The 16,511-nt window shown below is 59.7% G+C and carries 14 protein-coding genes; 4 read left to right on the top strand and 10 right to left on the bottom strand.

Annotation, left to right across the window (positions count from 1 at the left end; all coding sequences use genetic code 11):
* The first annotated feature begins 62 nt into the window (after positions 1 to 62).
* Positions 63 to 1,472: an L-serine ammonia-lyase gene (locus HMPREF2808_RS04635; protein ID WP_070596723.1), complete on the top strand. Its 1,410-nt coding sequence runs from the start codon at positions 63 to 65 to the stop codon at positions 1,470 to 1,472.
* Here HMPREF2808_RS04635 and hisS read toward each other — a convergent pair.
* The 3 genes from hisS to tpx are packed head-to-tail and all read right to left on the bottom strand — an operon-like array spanning position 1,469 to position 3,893.
* On the bottom strand, positions 1,469 to 2,746 hold the full coding sequence (gene hisS, locus HMPREF2808_RS04630; RefSeq protein ID WP_070623974.1) for a histidine--tRNA ligase: 1,278 nt from the start codon (positions 2,744 to 2,746) through the stop codon (positions 1,469 to 1,471). The two genes, HMPREF2808_RS04635 and hisS, sit on opposite strands and share 4 nt — an antisense overlap.
* 5 nt (positions 2,747 to 2,751) lie before the next feature.
* On the bottom strand, positions 2,752 to 3,396 hold the full coding sequence (locus HMPREF2808_RS04625) for an MBL fold metallo-hydrolase (protein WP_070623971.1): 645 nt from the start codon (positions 3,394 to 3,396) through the stop codon (positions 2,752 to 2,754).
* Positions 3,396 to 3,893, bottom strand: coding sequence for a thiol peroxidase (gene tpx, locus HMPREF2808_RS04620; RefSeq protein ID WP_070623968.1), 498 nt, complete (start codon positions 3,891 to 3,893; stop codon positions 3,396 to 3,398). The genes HMPREF2808_RS04625 and tpx overlap by 1 nt, the downstream gene beginning before the upstream one ends.
* Before the next feature lie 106 nt (positions 3,894 to 3,999).
* Here tpx and HMPREF2808_RS04615 point away from each other — a divergent pair, with 106 nt between their 5' ends.
* The 3 genes from HMPREF2808_RS04615 to HMPREF2808_RS04605 all read left to right on the top strand — a co-directional run bounded on the left by HMPREF2808_RS04615 (position 4,000) and on the right by HMPREF2808_RS04605 (position 5,810).
* Positions 4,000 to 4,860, top strand: coding sequence for a peptidylprolyl isomerase (locus HMPREF2808_RS04615; protein ID WP_070623965.1), 861 nt, complete (start codon positions 4,000 to 4,002; stop codon positions 4,858 to 4,860).
* A gap of 288 nt (positions 4,861 to 5,148) precedes the next feature.
* Entirely contained in the window at positions 5,149 to 5,511 is a 363-nt protein-coding gene (locus HMPREF2808_RS04610) for a hypothetical protein (protein ID WP_070623961.1), read from the top strand.
* Between the two features lie 47 nt (positions 5,512 to 5,558).
* Positions 5,559 to 5,810 (top strand): hypothetical protein, encoded by a 252-nt coding sequence (locus HMPREF2808_RS04605; protein ID WP_070623958.1) that lies wholly within the window; start codon positions 5,559 to 5,561, stop codon positions 5,808 to 5,810.
* 121 nt (positions 5,811 to 5,931) lie between these two features.
* Here the strand turns inward: HMPREF2808_RS04605 and HMPREF2808_RS04600 are convergent, their stop codons facing one another.
* The 7 genes from HMPREF2808_RS04600 to secD form a co-directional block, all read right to left on the bottom strand.
* Entirely contained in the window at positions 5,932 to 6,489 is a 558-nt protein-coding gene (locus tag HMPREF2808_RS04600) for a DUF421 domain-containing protein (protein WP_210386955.1), read from the bottom strand.
* Positions 6,490 to 6,590: 101 nt separating this feature from the next.
* Positions 6,591 to 8,699 carry a bifunctional metallophosphatase/5'-nucleotidase gene (locus HMPREF2808_RS04595; protein WP_070563261.1) on the bottom strand — a complete coding sequence of 703 codons (2,109 nt, stop codon included), beginning with the start codon at positions 8,697 to 8,699 and terminating at the stop codon, positions 6,591 to 6,593.
* A gap of 171 nt (positions 8,700 to 8,870) precedes the next feature.
* Positions 8,871 to 11,168 (bottom strand): RelA/SpoT family protein, encoded by a 2,298-nt coding sequence (locus tag HMPREF2808_RS04590; protein WP_070563258.1) that lies wholly within the window; start codon positions 11,166 to 11,168, stop codon positions 8,871 to 8,873.
* A 34-nt stretch (positions 11,169 to 11,202) separates the two neighbouring features.
* Positions 11,203 to 11,757, bottom strand: coding sequence for an adenine phosphoribosyltransferase (locus HMPREF2808_RS04585; protein ID WP_070522126.1), 555 nt, complete (start codon positions 11,755 to 11,757; stop codon positions 11,203 to 11,205).
* A complete protein-coding gene (locus HMPREF2808_RS04580; protein WP_083309030.1) occupies positions 11,754 to 13,364 on the bottom strand; it encodes an ABC transporter substrate-binding protein in 1,611 nt (536 codons plus the stop codon). Before HMPREF2808_RS04580 ends, HMPREF2808_RS04585 begins: the two co-directional genes overlap by 4 nt.
* 3 nt (positions 13,365 to 13,367) lie before the next feature.
* A complete protein-coding gene (gene secF / locus HMPREF2808_RS04575) occupies positions 13,368 to 14,519 on the bottom strand; it encodes a protein translocase subunit SecF (RefSeq protein WP_070529989.1) in 1,152 nt (383 codons plus the stop codon).
* A gap of 2 nt (positions 14,520 to 14,521) precedes the next feature.
* A complete protein-coding gene (secD, locus tag HMPREF2808_RS04570; RefSeq protein WP_070623952.1) occupies positions 14,522 to 16,369 on the bottom strand; it encodes a protein translocase subunit SecD in 1,848 nt (615 codons plus the stop codon).
* Positions 16,370 to 16,511: the final 142 nt, after the last annotated feature.

Below are 16,511 nucleotides of genomic sequence, written 5' to 3'. Positions count from 1 at the left end.
GGCTCTCGGTACTATCGTAAGGCGACACTTATCTAACGCTCCCAAGGAGGTTTCACCCCCACATGACAATTAGCGTGACCGATATCTTCTCCATCGGAATCGGCCCCTCCTCCTCCCATACAGTCGGCCCCATGCGCGCGGCTAAGGCCTTCCTCGAGGCGCTTGATCAACACCCGGCCAAGGTCCACACCGTACTGCGCGGTTCCCTGTCCGCTACCGGCCGCGGCCACGCCACGGATCGCGCCGTGATTCTGGGCCTCGCCGGATGGGATCCGCTGTCCGTACCGCTCGACGCAGAGCCACGCGCCGATGCCTTTATCCCCACCGAGGGCACCATTTCTGGCCCCGCAGGCGAAGTGCAGTACAGCATCGAATTCAACAACGAACCGGTGCCGGAACACCCGAACTGCCTCATCTTTACGGCCTGGGACGAGAACGGCACGGTACTCGCCGAGAATGCAGAGTACTTCTCCGTCGGCGGCGGTTTTATCCTGTCCCGCGAGGAATACGATGCCCAGCTCCAAACAGACACCGGTGTGCCAGCCGGTGTCGCCGCGGCCACCGCTGAGGACACCGTTCCTTATGAGTTCCAGTCCGGCGAACACCTGCTTCACCTGTGTGCGGCCAATGACAAAGCTATCTGGGAAATCGTCGCCGCCAACGAGGCCGTGTTGCACCGCGAAGAAGGCGGTCTCGACTACGTCTACCAGCACCTCGACTTGGTCTGGGATATCATGCGCGAGTGCGTGACCGAGGGCATTTCCTCCAAGGGAATCCTTCCCGGTGGCCTACGCGTGAACCGCCGCGCGCCACGCATGTACCACCAACTTCTGGCCAAGCAAAACGATGAGTCCTGTGGCTTGTCTGCGATGGAATGGGTCAACCTCTACGCGCTTGCCGTCAACGAACAGAACGCCGCCGGCGGCCGCGTCATCACCGCCCCCACTAACGGCGCGTGTGGCATCATCCCCGCGGTGCTGCACTACGCGCGTGACTTCCAGGCTGATTTCACCCGCTCCGATGCCCGCCGCTACCTGCTGACCGCAGGTGCCATTGGCATCATCATCAAGTCCAATGCCTCGATTTCCGGCGCCGAGGTGGGCTGCCAGGGCGAGGTTGGCTCAGCGTCCTCCATGGCAGCTGCTGGCATGGCAGAACTACTCGGAGCAACACCGGAACAGGTTGAAAATGCCGCCGAGATTGCCCTTGAGCACAACCTCGGCCTGACCTGTGACCCCGTCGGCGGCCTCGTGCAGATTCCCTGTATCGAGCGCAACGCCATCGGTGCCGTCAAGTCCATCAACGCCGCGCGCCTTGCGCTCATGGGTGAGGGAACGCACCACGTTACCCTCGATAACGCGGTGCGCACCATGGCCGAAACCGGACGCGACATGCTCTCCAAGTACAAGGAGACCTCGCTCGGCGGCCTGGCGAAGACGATGGGCTTCACCGTCTCGCAGGTGGAGTGCTAAACCACTGCTCTGAGCTGCTTGACGACGTCCCCCACCGGGACGTCGTGCTGCTCGTGCGCGCGCAGATCCTTCAGCGCCACGGTGTCAGACTCTAGCTCCTGGTCACCGAGGACCAGCGCGAAACGAGCGTTGGCGCGATCAGCGCCCTTCATCGCTCCCTTGAGGCCGCGGTCACCGAAGGACATGTCCGCGGAAATACCGGCCTTGCGCAGGTCATTAATGATGCTGACCATCTTCTTCTTTGCCGCAGCGCCCAAAGCAACGCCATAAACAGCCACGCGCTCTTCGACGCCGTCGAGCTCCACGCCCTCGGCTTCCAGGGCCAAAACCGTGCGGTCCACGCCGAGGCCATAGCCGATACCGGACAATTCCTGTCCGCCGAGCTGAGCCATGAGGCCATCGTAGCGGCCGCCGCCGCCAATGCCGGATTGCGCACCGAGGCCATCGTGGACGAATTCGAAACAGGTCTTCGTGTAGTAATCAAGACCGCGGACCATGCGCGGGTTGATGGTGTAGGGCACGCCCATGTCATCGAGCAAGCCAGTGACCGTCTCAAAGTGCTCGCGGCACTCGGCATTGAGGTGGTCGAGCATGAGGGGGGCGTCGACAAGCTGCTCCTGGACCTCCGGGCGCTTGTCATCGAGCACGCGCAGCGGGTTCAGCTTCGCGCGGGCCCTGGTTTCCTCGTCGAGGTCCAGCTTGAACAGGAATTCCTGCAGCTTTTCGCGGTAGGCCGGGCGGCAGTCGTGGTCACCCAAGCTGGTCAGCTCCAGACGGAACTGGCTAAGCCCCAGGCTGCGGTAGGAGCGGTCCGCTAGCGCGATGATTTCCGCGTCCAGCGCCGGATCATCGACACCAATGGCCTCGACACCGACCTGCTGCAGCTGGCGGTAGCGGCCAGCCTGCGGGCGTTCGTAGCGGAAGAAGGGGCCAAAGTAATTGAGCTTGACCGGCAACTGGCCGCGGTCGAGGTTGTGCTCAATAACTGCGCGCATAACACCCGCGGTACCTTCGGGGCGCAGAGTCACGGAGCGGTCGCCGCGATCGGCGAAGGTATACATCTCCTTCGACACGACGTCCGTGGACTCCCCCACGCCTCGGGCGAAAAGCGACGTGTCCTCAAAGACGGGGAGTTCGATGTGTTGGAAGCCGGACAGATGTGCCTGATGCACGAAGGTCTCACGAACCTTGGCAAAGATGGCCGATTGCGGCGGAACGTAGTCCGGCACACCCTTGGGCGCGGACAGGGCTTTGAACTGCTTCTTATCACTCACGCCCTTTAGAGTACATCCCCCGCCGCACGGAGAAACGGATTAGTCGCGCGTTCGCGGCGCATCGTCGATGTTGGGCCGTGGCCCGGCAAGATGGCAAGGGAATCATCAAGGCCCCACACCGGACCGCGCAATGAGCGCTGCATCGCCGCGGGATCGGAATGCGGAAGGTCTGTACGGCCGATCGAGCCCTTGAATAACACGTCACCGGTCAGCGCAAAATCCCCGGCCACGAGCATGACGCACCCCGGTGAATGCCCCGGCGCATGGAGTAATTCAAACTCCAGGCCGACGAGGCTCAGCGTCTCACCACCCAGCAGATCACGCCGGTCCGCCACCTGCTTCATGGAAGCGGCGGCGAAAAGCATTTGCGACTCGGGAGATACTCCGGAGCCATCCACCAACATGAACGCGTCATCCGGGTGGATGTAGACCGGCAGGTCAAACTCAGCGGCATCACGCGTGTGGTCAATGTGACCGTGGGTGAGCACGACGGCCTCAAATTCCAGGGATTTCTCACGCGCGAGCTGCTCAAGGCGCTCGCGCGTGTGCATCCCTGGATCCACGATGAACGCCCGCGAGCCGTTGGCCACAACATAGGTGTTGGTTTTATAAGGCCCTGCGGCGAAACCGTAGATATCCGGTGTGTGCATTACTTGAGGGCGGCCAACGCTGCGTCGTAGTCCGGCTCCGTCGTAACCTCAGGAACCAGCTCGGTGTAGGTCACCTTGTGGTTCTCGTCGGTGACGATGACCGCACGGGCAAACAGGCCCTTGAGCGGGGAGCCTTCCAGGACGAGGCCCAGCTTGTCGGCGAAATCGGAGCGGAAATCAGAAGCGCTGACGACGTTGTCGATACCTTCAGCAGCGCAGAAACGCTCCTGTGCGAACGGCAGGTCACGGGAGACGGACAGGACAACGGTGTTCTCCAGACCAGCCGCCTCTTGATTGAACTTGCGCAGCTGCGCTGCACACACGCCGGTATCCACGGACGGGAAGCAGGACACCACCAGACGCTTACCAGCGAAGTCCGCATTGGTTAGCTCAGACAAGTCGGTGCCGACGAGGGTGAAGCCCGCCAGGGCGTCACCGACCTTCGGCAGCTCAGCATTGGTTTCGACGGGTTCATTCTGAAAATTCGTAGTAGCCATGGCACCCAAGCGTACTGACGTGCGGGGCGGCGCGCCACGGTGAACTAGCGTGCGGTTAGGATAGGTGGGTCAAAGTTTTTAAACCACCACTGTGGAGGAAACATAGGTGTCTACTAACAGCCAGCGCTTGGATGATGCGCTCAACCAGCTCGATCGCGAGCTGAAATCCCGCGACCGTAAACAGAAGAGCCGTCCGCTCGGCGTCGTTTTGATGGCCGCCGTCGTTATTGTTGCCCTCGTCGGCGGTATCTGGTTCTTGGCCACGCGCTCGCCGGAGGAAGAAGAGATTCAGGCCAAGGAAACCTCCGCCGCCGATACGCCCACTGAAGCCCCTACCGCCGAAGCATTGAGCGGCAAGCGTGCTAAGCCGTTCGGTGAGACCGTCACCTGCGAGTACAACGAGACTGGCGACGCTTCCCGCGATGTCCCTACTCCGCAAGGAAAGAACATTCCTGCCAAGGGTGAAGTGACCGTCAATTTCGCCACCAAGCAAGGCGATATTGAGATGACTCTCGATCGCTCACTTGCTCCGTGTACCGTCAACGCAATCACGGACATGATTTCCGCGAAGTACTACGACGACACCGTGTGCCACCGCATGACGGAGGGCACCCTCTCCGTCCTGCAGTGCGGTGATCCGACCGGCAAGGGTTCTGGTGGACCGGGCTTCCAGTTTGCCAATGAGTACCCGACCGATGAGGCTGACGACGCCGCTAAGGCACAGCCTGCTCTGTACCCGAAGGGTTCCATCGCCATGGCTAATGCCGGCGAAGACACCAATGGTTCCCAGTTCTTCATTAACTATAAGGACTCGCAGCTTCCGCCCTCCTACACCTATTTTGGCGACCTGACGGAGAAGGGACAGAAGACCATCGACGCCATTGCCGCCAAGGGCGTCAAGGATGGACAGTCCGACGGCGCTCCTGCTGAAGAAGTTCGCATCACCAAGGCAACCGTCGAGAGCTAAGTTTTACCCCCTTTACGGTGACCGGCCCCGCTCGCATTCAGCGAGCGGGGCCTTTCCCATTCCAACCGCCCCTCCCCACCTGGATTAAGAATTTCTTAGCCTTGAGCTGTTCATTTGGCAAACTATTACCCACGTCCACAACCTGCACCGGACCAAACCCCAGCTCACATACGACGGACAGCAGCCACACAGATTCATCAGCTGATCGCTAGATCCCTTGCAAAACCCGCAATAGCTCAGTAGCATCTGTGAGGTCTTTGAAATTCCCGAGATGTATAAGGAACGAGAATGAAGCTCTTCTCCCGTAAGGCCCTTGTTGCTGCTGCTACCGCCGCTACCGTTTCCCTGTCCGGCGTGACCGTTGCTAACGCTGAGACCACCACCCCGGAGGCCACCACCCCGGCAGCTCCGTCCACCACCACCCCGGCAGCTCCGTCCACCACCAAGCCGGCCGACGAGACCACCACGACCCCGAGCAAGACCGACGAGGACTCTTCTTCTTCCTCCTCCGATGACTCCAAGGGTTCCTCCATCTCCGACATGGACCCGAAGGAAATCCGCGACTGGATCGCCGTCTTCACCGCCATCATCGGCGCTCTGGGCACCGCATTCGCTTTCTACAACAAGAACCTCGCACCTAACGCTAAGTAAGTCGGACGTTCTCCGTTCACCTTCAATTCAGTTTAGGACACACCACCATGAAGTTCTTCTCCCGTAAGTCCATCGTTGCCGCTACTACAGCCGCAACCATCGCTTTCTCCGGCACCGCAGTTGCTTCTGCAGCTCCGGTTGAGGATGACAGCTCATCCAAGGCTTTCTTCGCTCTCTCTTCTGACGATGAGGGCAACGTCAGCCCGAAGGAGATCCGCGAGTGGATCAAGGTCTTTACCTCCATCATCGATGCGATGGATGACGCAATGCGTCTCGGCGACCAGCTCGCTGGCAAGTAAGCCGCGAACTCGCCACTCTCCTCTTGTGCACTGTGCACAAGAGGAGATTTTTCGTTTTCCGGTACACCAAGCTCGTTCGAAGGCTCTTCAAAGGGGCTAAGCCTCTCCAAGGGGCTAAGACCTAATTGCCATCCCTTTGTGAATCTTCCTCAACTTCCTGAATACGCTCGGCGCCGAGCACATCTTTGAACACGGAGGCGTCAACAAGCTGGCCTCGTCGGATGACGGAAATCTGGCCGGTTGGTTCCAAGATCATTAGCTGCACGTCGGTGCGCCGACCAAGGCCCGCCTTACGCACAGCGGAATTGATATCCCTTTCGGTGATGTGCGCAAAGCTCATATTGTCTTCCTGCAGCTGCCCCTTATAGACCAGCAATACCGGCTTGCGGTCAATAAACCGTGACCACGTCACCAATTGGCGGAATGTGCCGAAGGCGGCCTCCAAAAGCATGAGGGTAAACAGGCCAATGATGCCGGCGGCAAGCGTCGGTGGGTTGCCCACAATAACGCGGCCCGAGACCGCACCGAACATAATGATAATGACGGCATCGGAGGCGGTGATGGACGTCAAAACGCGGCTGCCAAAGAGCTTGACCAAGACCATAAAGGCCAAATAAATACCCAGCGTCGCGAGCATCACCAGTGGGATTCGGTGAGGCTCGATACCTAGCTGGTACATTGCCTCGCGTCCAAACAGCCTCAGTGTATCCACAGCTTTCCACCATACCTTCCACATGAGAAAAGCCCGCACGATAGTGCGGGCTTGTGCATCAGTACAGACTAGATGTTGAACTGCTTGCGCAGCTGCTCAATCAGCTGCTGCACCGGTGCTGGGAGCGCAGCAACCGGCATGTTGATGGCACCAATCACAGCGGCAATGGCGGCAGCGATAGCGGCGGTGATACCCACACCCAAGCCGATGGAGGAAGCTGCATCCTTGGCGGAACCAGTATCCTTCGGGTCCTTCGCGTCGTCGTCACCGTCGAGGGAAATCGGAAGGGCGGCTTCAGTGCCAGCATCGGTAGTAATGAGCAGCTTCTGCTCGCCCTTTAGGCCCTCCGGGATGGTGAGCTTGACGGTTGCGCGGCCACGCTCGCCGAACTGCTCGTCACCGGGCTGTGCTGCGTTGTCAATGTCTGCCTCGGCCTTAGCGTCACCCAGAGCAACGGTGACCTTCTTAGCCTGTGGCTCTTCTGCGTTGGAGTAGTTCAGGGAGGAAAGGTCGACTGTGATCTCCTCCCCCGGCTTCAGGTCACCAGACACGTGGGCACCAATCTGGCCCTGGCCGGTGCGGACCTTGGACTCGCCGGAAGCGATGTAGTCAATCATCGCCTGGGTGTCCATGTAGCCAACGTCATTGCGGTTCTTGATGGAACCGGGCTCAAAGAAGCCATCGCCGCCGGCCTCCGTCTCGCTGGAGGCAAGGAAGGAGGACAGAGCAATGCTGTAGTTCTTCTCCGGGTCAATCGGTTCACCGTTAATGGTGACAGACTTAACGCGCTTGCCCTGCTCAGCCTTCTGGTCGTAGACAACGGTGACGTTGTTGGACAGGCCCAGAGCCAGGCGCGGGCGGGACTGGCCAGGCTTCCACTGGTTCTCCAACGCGGTAATGAAGTCTGCGCCGCTAACCTCCGCGGTGATCACGTAATTACCGAATGGCTGAACGGCAAAGATGTCCTGGTAGGAAACATCACCTTGCTTGAGGTCAGCGCGCACACCGCCTGCGTTCATAACACCGATTTCGATGTCCTTGTCCGTCTGCTTAGATAGAGCAAAGCGCTGGCCATCGGCAATAAAGTTGTTGAGGGTCGACTCCACACCGCGGTTGGTACCGGTGTCCTTGCCCTCATCAGAACCGCGGTACATGGCCTTCTCGGTGGTACCAGCAGTCTTGGCACCCTCAATCTCCGCTACCTTCTTTGCTTCCTCGACGATCTTAGCCACCTCGGGGTCGTCTTCGAGGCCCTGCAGCTGGGCGAAGACCTCTGCGTTGGCCACGTCGTACTGCTTGAGATCAATCTTGGTGATTTTCTTCTCGGCTTTGTCGAAGGTGATGTCGGCGTCGTTAAGCACCTTGCCGTACTCGTAGCCCTGTGCCCAGTACAGCGGCATTGCCCCCTCACGAGCAACCTCGCCCTGGGTCTTAACGTGAGTATCACCGCCAAAGAGGATATCCACATCCTTGCTGAAGCCCTCCGCGTACTGCTGAGCGTCCTCGTGCATGAGCGCCACAACGACGTCAGCCTTGCCGGATTCCTTCAGTCGGCTGGCTTCCTTATTGGTGGCCTCGACCGGGTCGGAGAACTCGACGCCCGGGATGGACGCAGCGGACACCTTGTACTTGGTGTTCTCGGTGACGGTACCAACGAAGCCCACCTTCACGCCGTCTACCTCCTTGACGAAGGAAGCATCGAGCAGGGGCTTGCCATCTTTGGTGACGTTGGCGCCCAGGATCGGGAAGTTGGACTGGTCCTTGATACGGCCCATCAGGTCATCGGTGCCCTTGTCGAACTCGTGGTTGCCCACGGCCGTGACATCGAGATTCATAGCATTGAGGGCCTCGTTGGTGTACTTGTCCTCAGAAATCGCAGACACAAAAGCGGAACCACCAACGTTATCACCGGAGGAGGTCAAGGCGTACTCCTGGTCCTTGTTGACGGCCTTGATGAGCGCAGCCATGCGAGCAGCGCCCATCTCGGAGTAACCAACCAGTTCCTCGGATTCCTTGTCAAAGTTTTCGGCCAGCTCAAGGTGGCCGTGGAAGTCGGTGAAGTTGGTGACGGAAATGGTCACCTGGTCGGCCTCAGCGGCGAAGGCAGGCGCGCCGGAGACGGCAACGGCGGTGACGGTGGTGGCGGCCAGAAGCTGGCCAAAGCGACGGAAGTTCACGTGGATCTCCTGGGTATGAGAGAAATCTTGTCCACGTGTTTATAACGCATCCATCACGATTGCGCAGCGCTTGCTGACGCCACGACCAGCGCGTTCACCAAACATCTCCCCTAGTTTCACCCAGGCGCAACCTCCCGTTCAGCCACACACCCCCGGTTGAGGGGTGATGCCTTAAGCTGTGACGCGATAGACGTCGAAGACGCCCTCGGTATTACGCAGGGTTGTCATCAACTGCCCCAGCTGCTTGGTGTCAGAGACCGAGAAGGTGAAGCGCACTGTCGCAATGTGGTCATCGCCGCGATTGGAGGTCATCGACAATACGTTGAGGCTCTGATCGCTAAAGATCCGGGTGAGCTCAAAGAGCAGACCTTGACGGTCAATGGCCTCTAATTGCAGCGTCGCGGAGAAGGCACCGGAAGACTTCGGCCCGCCAGCCCACTCCACCTGCATCATGCGCTCGGGTTCGGACTTGAGCTTTTCAGCATTGGTGCAGTCAGCTCGGTGCACGGACACGCCACCGCCGCGGGTCACGAAGCCAAAGATGGCGTCACCAGGCACAGGCTGGCAGCACTTCGCCAGCTTGGCCATGACGTCCGGGCTGCCCTCCACCAAAATTCCGGTGCCGGATGCGGAATCCTTCGTGTGCTGAGCGCGGGAATTCTCCAGCTCGCTGAGCGGGGTACGAGAAGCCAAGGCATCGACTGCATCGTCCCTATCTCCGAAGAGCGCCATGAGCTGGTTGGCAACGTGCTGAGCTGAGACATGGCCGGCGCCGATGGCGGTATAGAGCGCATCCACATCCGGGTAGTGCAGCTGCTCGGCTACCTGCTTCATCGAGCTAGCGGTGAACAGCCGGTGCATGGGCAAACCGCCACGCTGAACCTCGGCGGCCAAGGCATCCCGCCCGGCTTCGAGGTGCTCCTCGCGGCGTTCCTTGGCAAACCATTGCCGCACCTTCGTCTTAGCCCGTGGCGAGACCAAGAACTCCTGCCAATCCCGCGAGGGACCCGCATTCGGATCCTTGGAGGTGAAAATCTCAACTTTATCGCCGGATTTCAGCTCCGATTCCAATGCCACGAGCTTGCCGTTGACCTTGGCACCAATGCACCTATGGCCTACCTCCGTATGCACCGCATAGGCGAAATCCACGGGGGTGGAACCAGCGGGCAAATTGATCACGTCACCCTTCGGGGTAAACGCAAAGATTTGCTTGGCGGTCAGGTCATAACGCAGAGAGTCCAGGAACTCGTTGGGATCGGCGGCTTCCTTCTGCCAATCCAACAGCTGGCGCATCCACGCCATCTGATCCACTTCTTCTTGGTGGCCGGAATTCCTGCCCTTGGTCTCCTTGTAGCGCCAGTGTGCCGCAACGCCAAACTCGGCGTTGTAATGCATCTCGTGCGTGCGCACCTGCACCTCAAGTGTGGAGCCGCCGTCCGCGATAACGGTGGTATGCAGCGACTGGTAGACGCCGAAGCGAGGCGAGGAGATGTAATCCTTGAAGCGCCCCGGAAGAGCCTGGTACAACGAGTGCACCACGCCGATGGCGGCGTAACAGGAGTTGATGTCGTCGACGAGGATGCGGATTCCGACGAGATCAAAGATCTCCGCAAAGTCACGCCCACGAACGATCATCTTCTGATAAATCGACCAGTAGTGTTTCGGGCGCCCCATTACCTCGGCTTGAATGCCGTTTGCCTTGAGGGCTTGGCTTACTTGGGCCTTGATTTCCTTAAGCGCTTTATCGCGTGAGGGAGCGCGATCTGCCACCATGCGCACGATCTCGTCGTACTTCTTGGGATACAGAATCGCGAAAGCAAGATCTTCGAGTTCCCACTTAACGCTTGCCATGCCCAGGCGGTGAGCAAGCGGCGCAATGACGTCAAGGGTTTGCCGTGCCTTCTTCGCCTGCTTCTCCGGCGGGAGGAAGCGCATGGTTCGCATGTTGTGCAGGCGATCGCACACCTTAATGACGAGCACGCGCGGGTCCGTAGCCATAGCCACGATCATCTTCCGAATCGTCTCGGCTTCGGCGGCGGCGCCGAGGGCGACCTTGTCGAGCTTCGTTACGCCATCGACCAACCGGGCCACCTCGGGACCGAAATCACGGGTGAGGTCCTCCAGCGAATAGTCAGTATCTTCCACTGTATCGTGCAGCAAGGCCGCCGCAACGGTCGTGGTGTCCATGCCGATCTCCGCCGCGATGGTTGCCACCGCAAGCGGATGCGTGATGTAAGGCTCGCCGGACTTGCGAAATACGCCTTCGTGCAGCCGCTCCGCCGTCGCATAGGCCTTGTTGAGAAGCTCCGCGTCTGCCTTCGGGTGAAACTCCCGGTGGATAGACATCAACGGGTCCAGCGCCGGATTGATCTTTACGCGACCGCCCGTCAGCGAGCGCGCCAAGCGGGCGGACATGCCGCGCACACTGCCCGGCCGCCACGCAGTCTTGTCCTGCTTTTCAGTCGTCATGTCTGCCTCCGCGAAGTAGCTTAGGCATACAACCTTAGTCCTTTGCTCCCATCTGATTGAGCACAATTAGCGGGGAACCTTGCAGTCGCTCACGTCCTTGGAGTCCATTGACCTCCAGAACCACGACGTTGCCCGCCACTTCCGCGCCCGCTGATTCCAGCAGCAATGCGGCTCCGTGGAGGGTACCGCCGGTGGCGAGGACGTCGTCGACAAGCACGATGCGCTTGCCCTTAATGTCAATACCACTGTTTGGGATCTCCAGCGCTGCCGTGCCGTACTCCAGCTCATATTCCTGGGTCAACACGGGTGGCGGAAGCTTGCCCTTCTTGCGGATGGCGAGGATTCCCACCCCCAACTTGTACGCCACGGCGGAACCAAGAAGGAACCCGCGCGCATCGAGGCCACCGACCAAATCGGCACCGAGCTCCTTGCAGGCCTCAGCCAAGCCATCGACCACGGCGGCGAAGGACTCCGCATCTGCCAATACCGGGGTCAGGTCCTCAAACAGGATTCCCTCCTCCGGGAAGTCTTGGACAAGGCGGACCTTATCCTTCAAGGCTTGTGCTGCTGCGACGTAAATCTCGCTCACGACTCTTCCTTAGTTTCGGTTGCTGTTTGTGGGGTATAGCTCCAACGGTCGAGGTTCCACCCGATACCCGCAGGGCCAGTGTAGGGCACCACGCCTGTCACAGCGCGGTCAGTGATAAAGGTCCGGGGCTGCGCGGATATGGGAATAGACGGCAATTCCTCCCACAAATCCTGTTCCAACGTGCGCAATGCCGACGCATTCTTCACGCTGGAGGCGGGAGCGGAATGCTCACGCATCGGATCTACTGCCCCAAGGTAGACGTCGATCTCCGGCTGGCCTGTCGCGGGATCCGCGGACAATTGTTCGCGGGAAACACGGTCTCCGGAGCGGTCTTCCACGGTGATTCCTGCGGGCTCGCAGGCCGCGCGCAACTGCTCAACCATTGCCTTATAGCGAGGGTTGGGAGCGAGGTAGCCTACGCCGATGGTGTAACCGGACAGACCCGACGCAGCTGCGTTGTCGACGGGGACTGTTGTTAGCGAGGCCATCTGGGCCGCAACTGGATCATCGTTGCGCACCGTGCGCACGGTGACGGCAGGAACATCCACGCCTGATTCCTTGGAGGAGGCCTGCGCCAAGCGCTCCGTATCCACGCACGCGGCGAATGCGGCGCGTGCCCACGGCTGGGCAAAAATCCCAGCCTCCGAGAAGACCAGAGTGTCGGTCAGGCTACCCGCTACGGATGTCACGTCCACCGGCTTCCCCTCGGCATTGCGGTCCAACCACGAGGGTGAAGCCGTGGGCGACTCTGCAACGCGAAGCTCGTCTGAGGCTACAAACGCTGCCGCATCCGCGCTGCTGGGCAACATGACTACTTCACGCACGGCAGGCTTGTCGCCGTAGTAGTTGTCATTCGCCGTCAGAACGATTGAGCCATCATCCTCGACGCGGTCAATCTGATATGGCCCGAAGGAAACCTGCATGTCCGGGTCAAAACGCCCCGGTTCCGTCGAAAAGCCATCGCGCCAAGCCTCCGCCACTGGTTGCAAGGTTGCCATGTCCTGAGCATGAAGCGCCGCGTTAAGCTCTTCGACGCTCATCCCCGCCCGCTTAGCCATCACGTGCGCTGGGAGAACCGTGCCGGGGCCAAACAAGTAGCGCCACCGCGACCCCGCATCGGGCGTAAACCACACGGTAAATTTCTTGCTGTGAGGCGCGCATTCCACTCCGCTGACCTCTTCCATCAGCGGAAGGTGGGAGCCAAAGGTCTCACTCAACTGGCCAGCAGTGTAGGCCAAGAGGTAATCGTCACAGGTCACTGCCTCACCGTCGGCGAAGCGAGCCTGCTCCGTCAGCGTGAAGTCCACGTGTGCCCCGGTCTCATCGCCGTCGGGAGCGAAATACTCCGCGTGAGCAAGATCTGAGTTGGGCACCATCTGCCCGGCTGGGCCCGGTACGTACAGCGCAGGATAGACGCGGCTTGCTAGCTGGGCAGCCCCGACGGCATCGCCCCACGCGGAGGCTGCGTTACTAGTAGCAAGGGGGGAATCGCTCAGCACCGCGAAACGTGATGCCGAAGAGTCCTCCCCCGCACCCTCCTCATTAGAGCCGCACGCTGTCACGGTGAGGGCTAGGGCCAGCAGTGCCGCGACTGGAGAAGTACGCACGGCTTAACGCCCGGGGCGCCAGGACGCCCCACCCGACTCGTCAGTGCGTGACTCGGGCTCAGAATGCGAAGCCGCGGATGGGGAAACGACGGTGCGCGTAGCCTTCGGTTCCTCATCGCCTTCGCCTGCCTTCGTAGGCTCGCCCTCCGCACGGTAGGCAGCAACCACGGCGTTGTGCTTCTTCACGCTCTTTCGCTGGTTCGACAAAGTCACCAGAAGCGTCGTAGCGAGGAAGATTGAGGAGAATACGCCCTCGATAACGCCAATGAACTGCACAAGAGCAAGATCTCGCAGTGTGCCGATACCCATCAGCCATACGGCGACAACGAACAGAGCGATGATCGGCAGGGCTGAGATAATAGACGTGGAGATCGAACGCATCACCGTTTGGTTAATGGCCAAGTTGGTGAGCTCCCCATAGGTCTTCTTGCGCTGGCCTTCCAATCCCGTCGTATTCTCGTCCACCTTGTCAAAGACAATGACGGAGTCGTAGAGGGAGAAGGTCAGCACCGTCAGCAGACCAATGATGACTGCCGGGGACACCTCGATGCCAAAGAGCGCATAGATACCGGCAATGAACACACCATCAAAAATGAGGGCAAGAATTGCCGCAAAGGCCATGTCCCGCTGCAGGCGGACCGCCACGTAAATGGTGGCCAGCACGAGGAATACGGCCATCGCGATGACCATGCGCTTGGTAATCGACGAGCCCCACGATTCCGACACCGTCGAAGAACCAATCGCATCCGGGCTCGGCTTACCGTTATCATCCTTGACCTGATACTTCTCAAAGATGGCTTGGCGGGCCTGATTAACCTCATCCTGGCTCAGACGCTCGGAGGTGATTTCCAGCGTCTCCGAGGAACCCGCGCCCACGATCTGCACCAGCTCTGGGGTAACACCGGTGGCCTCCGTAAAGGTTTCCTCTACCTGTTCGGTGGACAGATCCCCAGCTGGCATGTTGAGCTTCGTGCCTCCCTCAAAGTCCAGAGAGAGATTGAAGCCACGAAGTGCAATAGCCAAGATGGAGGCGATGAGCAGCACACCGGCGATGGTGTACCAGGTCTTGGCCCGACCTACGAAGTCAAATCCACTGCCGTCTACGTAGAGACGGTCAAAGCGGGAAATCTTGCGGTTAGTAGTTTCGACAGCCATGATTACTTCTCCTCATCCGTAGCAGTAGCGACGGGTTTCTTGGCCGGTTTGGCATAAAAGCCGCGTTCGCGGCGCTCCTCCACGAGGTTGTAGATGCCGCCGAGGCCGTTCATCGACGGTTTGGCAAAAGCTGGGTGGCTGCCAAGGAGCTGCATCAGCGGCGCCATGATCAGGAAGGAAACGATGAGGTCGAAGATGGTGGTCAAGCCCATGGTGAAGGCAAAGCCCTTGACGGCGCCAATAGAGAGGAAGTACACCACGACGGAGCCGATAAGCGTCACGGCCTTGCCCGTGACAATCGTTGCCCGCGAGCGCTCCCAACCCGTGCGGGTGGCAGACCGGAATGTGCGCCCGCCCAGGATCTCATCCTTCATACGTTCGTAGTAGACAACGAAGGAGTCGGCCGTGGCACCAATACCAATGATCAAGCCCGCCATGCCAGAAAGATCAAGCGAGTAGCCGATCCACCGACCCAGCAGGACCAGGGCACCGTACAGCATGACGCAGGTGGTGACGAGCACCAGCAGCGCCACCGAAGACAGAGCGCGGAAATAGTAGATGGAGTACAGCGAAACCAGAATCAGGCCGACGATGCCGGCGATGAGTGCTGCCTCAAGGGCGGCCTTGCCCAGTGACGGCGGCACGGTCTCCACCGTTCCGCCCGGCTCGCCATTGGAGCCGGTAAAGGACAGCGGCAGTGCACCATAACGCAGGTTATTTGCCAGGTTCTGTGCTTCCTCCTGAGAGAAATCACCAGTGATGGAGGTAGCGGCACCAACCGGGGTCGCGCCCTGGATTACCGGAGCAGAAATCACGCCGGAGTCGAGGGTGATGGCCACCTGCTTTTGCAGGTACTCCTGGGTCAAGGTGGACCACGTCTGCGAGCCATTGGGACCATCGCCGGTCTTGAAGGCGAAGCTGATCTCCATCTGGCCGGTCTGGGAATTCAGGCCGCCCTGAATCGGAGAGTTGCTATCAATCTCGTTACCAGTCAGACGGGTTCCGTTCGGATCCTCAATACCGTCCAGAAGCGGAGCTGGCTTGAGCAGGTAGGGCTGCTTATTAGAGTAGTCGCAAGCCACCAACGGCTTTGCCGGGTCATCGGTTCCGGCCAATGGGTCGGATTCCGCGTCACACGTCATCAAGCCCAGTGCTGCCGTTTGTTGGGTGGGATCCTCAGACTGGCGGTCCTTAAGCAGAACCTCAGTAACCTTATCGCGGCGCTCAGATTCCTCGAGAGAGTTCGCTGGGGCCGGAAGCGGCTTCTCGCTCACAGTAGGAGCCGGAGACTTCTTTTCGTCCTTCTTCTCCCCGCCTTGGGCGGCTGCATCAGCGTTCTGGTTGAGCGCATCGTGGATGGAGGCCAGCGCCTCATTGGCCTGCTCTGGCGTCACGACTCCGTACTTGACCCAGCGGTTAGCCGTATCAGTCATGGACTTCTCAAGCTTGTCCATATCCGGCATGGGCTGCTCGCCCACCGGTCGGAACAGCAGCTGAGAGGTTTGGCCCACTGCCTGCGCCTGGGACGCATCTTCGCCCGGAACAGTAATAACCAAGCTGGATCCACTGATGACGACCTCAGAGCCGGAAACACCCATGCCGTTCACACGCTGCTCGAGGATGGTGCGCGCCTGCTGCAGCTGCTCCTGGGTTGGGTCCTCACCCTGCGGAACCAGGGTTACGCGAGTACCACCCTGTAGATCAATGCCGAGCTTTGGGGTTGGTGACTTTTCACCGGTCAGAAATATCAGTGCGTAAATCACGATGACAATGAGCGCAAACAGCGCTATCGCGCGCTTAGGCCATTGCCGTTGACGGCTGCTAACGCCACCACGTTTCGAAGCGGACACAAAGTTCTCCTGTGTTGTGTGGAACAGGGCTAAAAATCATAGGTCATGGTAGCCATCTCCACGACGCGATTGAGCGCCATGACGCCACCATGACTAAAGCACGGTCCACCATGGTACGTCATGGACCGCGGTTTTCCTTAAC

The sequence above is a fragment of the Corynebacterium sp. HMSC078A10 genome (genome assembly GCF_001811565.1).
Classification (GTDB): domain Bacteria; phylum Actinomycetota; class Actinomycetes; order Mycobacteriales; family Mycobacteriaceae; genus Corynebacterium; species Corynebacterium hesseae.
This window is presented reverse-complemented; position numbering and strand designations above follow the sequence as displayed.

Coding starts and splice junctions, on each gene's coding strand:
- HMPREF2808_RS04635 (WP_070596723.1), top strand. CDS start 63: ATGACAATTAGCGTGACCGATATCTTCTCCATCGGAATCGGCCCCTCC.
- HMPREF2808_RS04625 (WP_070623971.1), bottom strand. CDS start 3,396: ATGCACACACCGGATATCTACGGTTTCGCCGCAGGGCCTTATAAAACC.
- tpx (WP_070623968.1), bottom strand. CDS start 3,893: ATGGCTACTACGAATTTTCAGAATGAACCCGTCGAAACCAATGCTGAG.
- HMPREF2808_RS04610 (WP_070623961.1), top strand. CDS start 5,149: ATGAAGCTCTTCTCCCGTAAGGCCCTTGTTGCTGCTGCTACCGCCGCT.
- HMPREF2808_RS04605 (WP_070623958.1), top strand. CDS start 5,559: ATGAAGTTCTTCTCCCGTAAGTCCATCGTTGCCGCTACTACAGCCGCA.
- HMPREF2808_RS04600 (WP_210386955.1), bottom strand. CDS start 6,489: ATGTACCAGCTAGGTATCGAGCCTCACCGAATCCCACTGGTGATGCTC.
- HMPREF2808_RS04590 (WP_070563258.1), bottom strand. CDS start 11,168: ATGACGACTGAAAAGCAGGACAAGACTGCGTGGCGGCCGGGCAGTGTG.
- secF (WP_070529989.1), bottom strand. CDS start 14,519: ATGGCTGTCGAAACTACTAACCGCAAGATTTCCCGCTTTGACCGTCTC.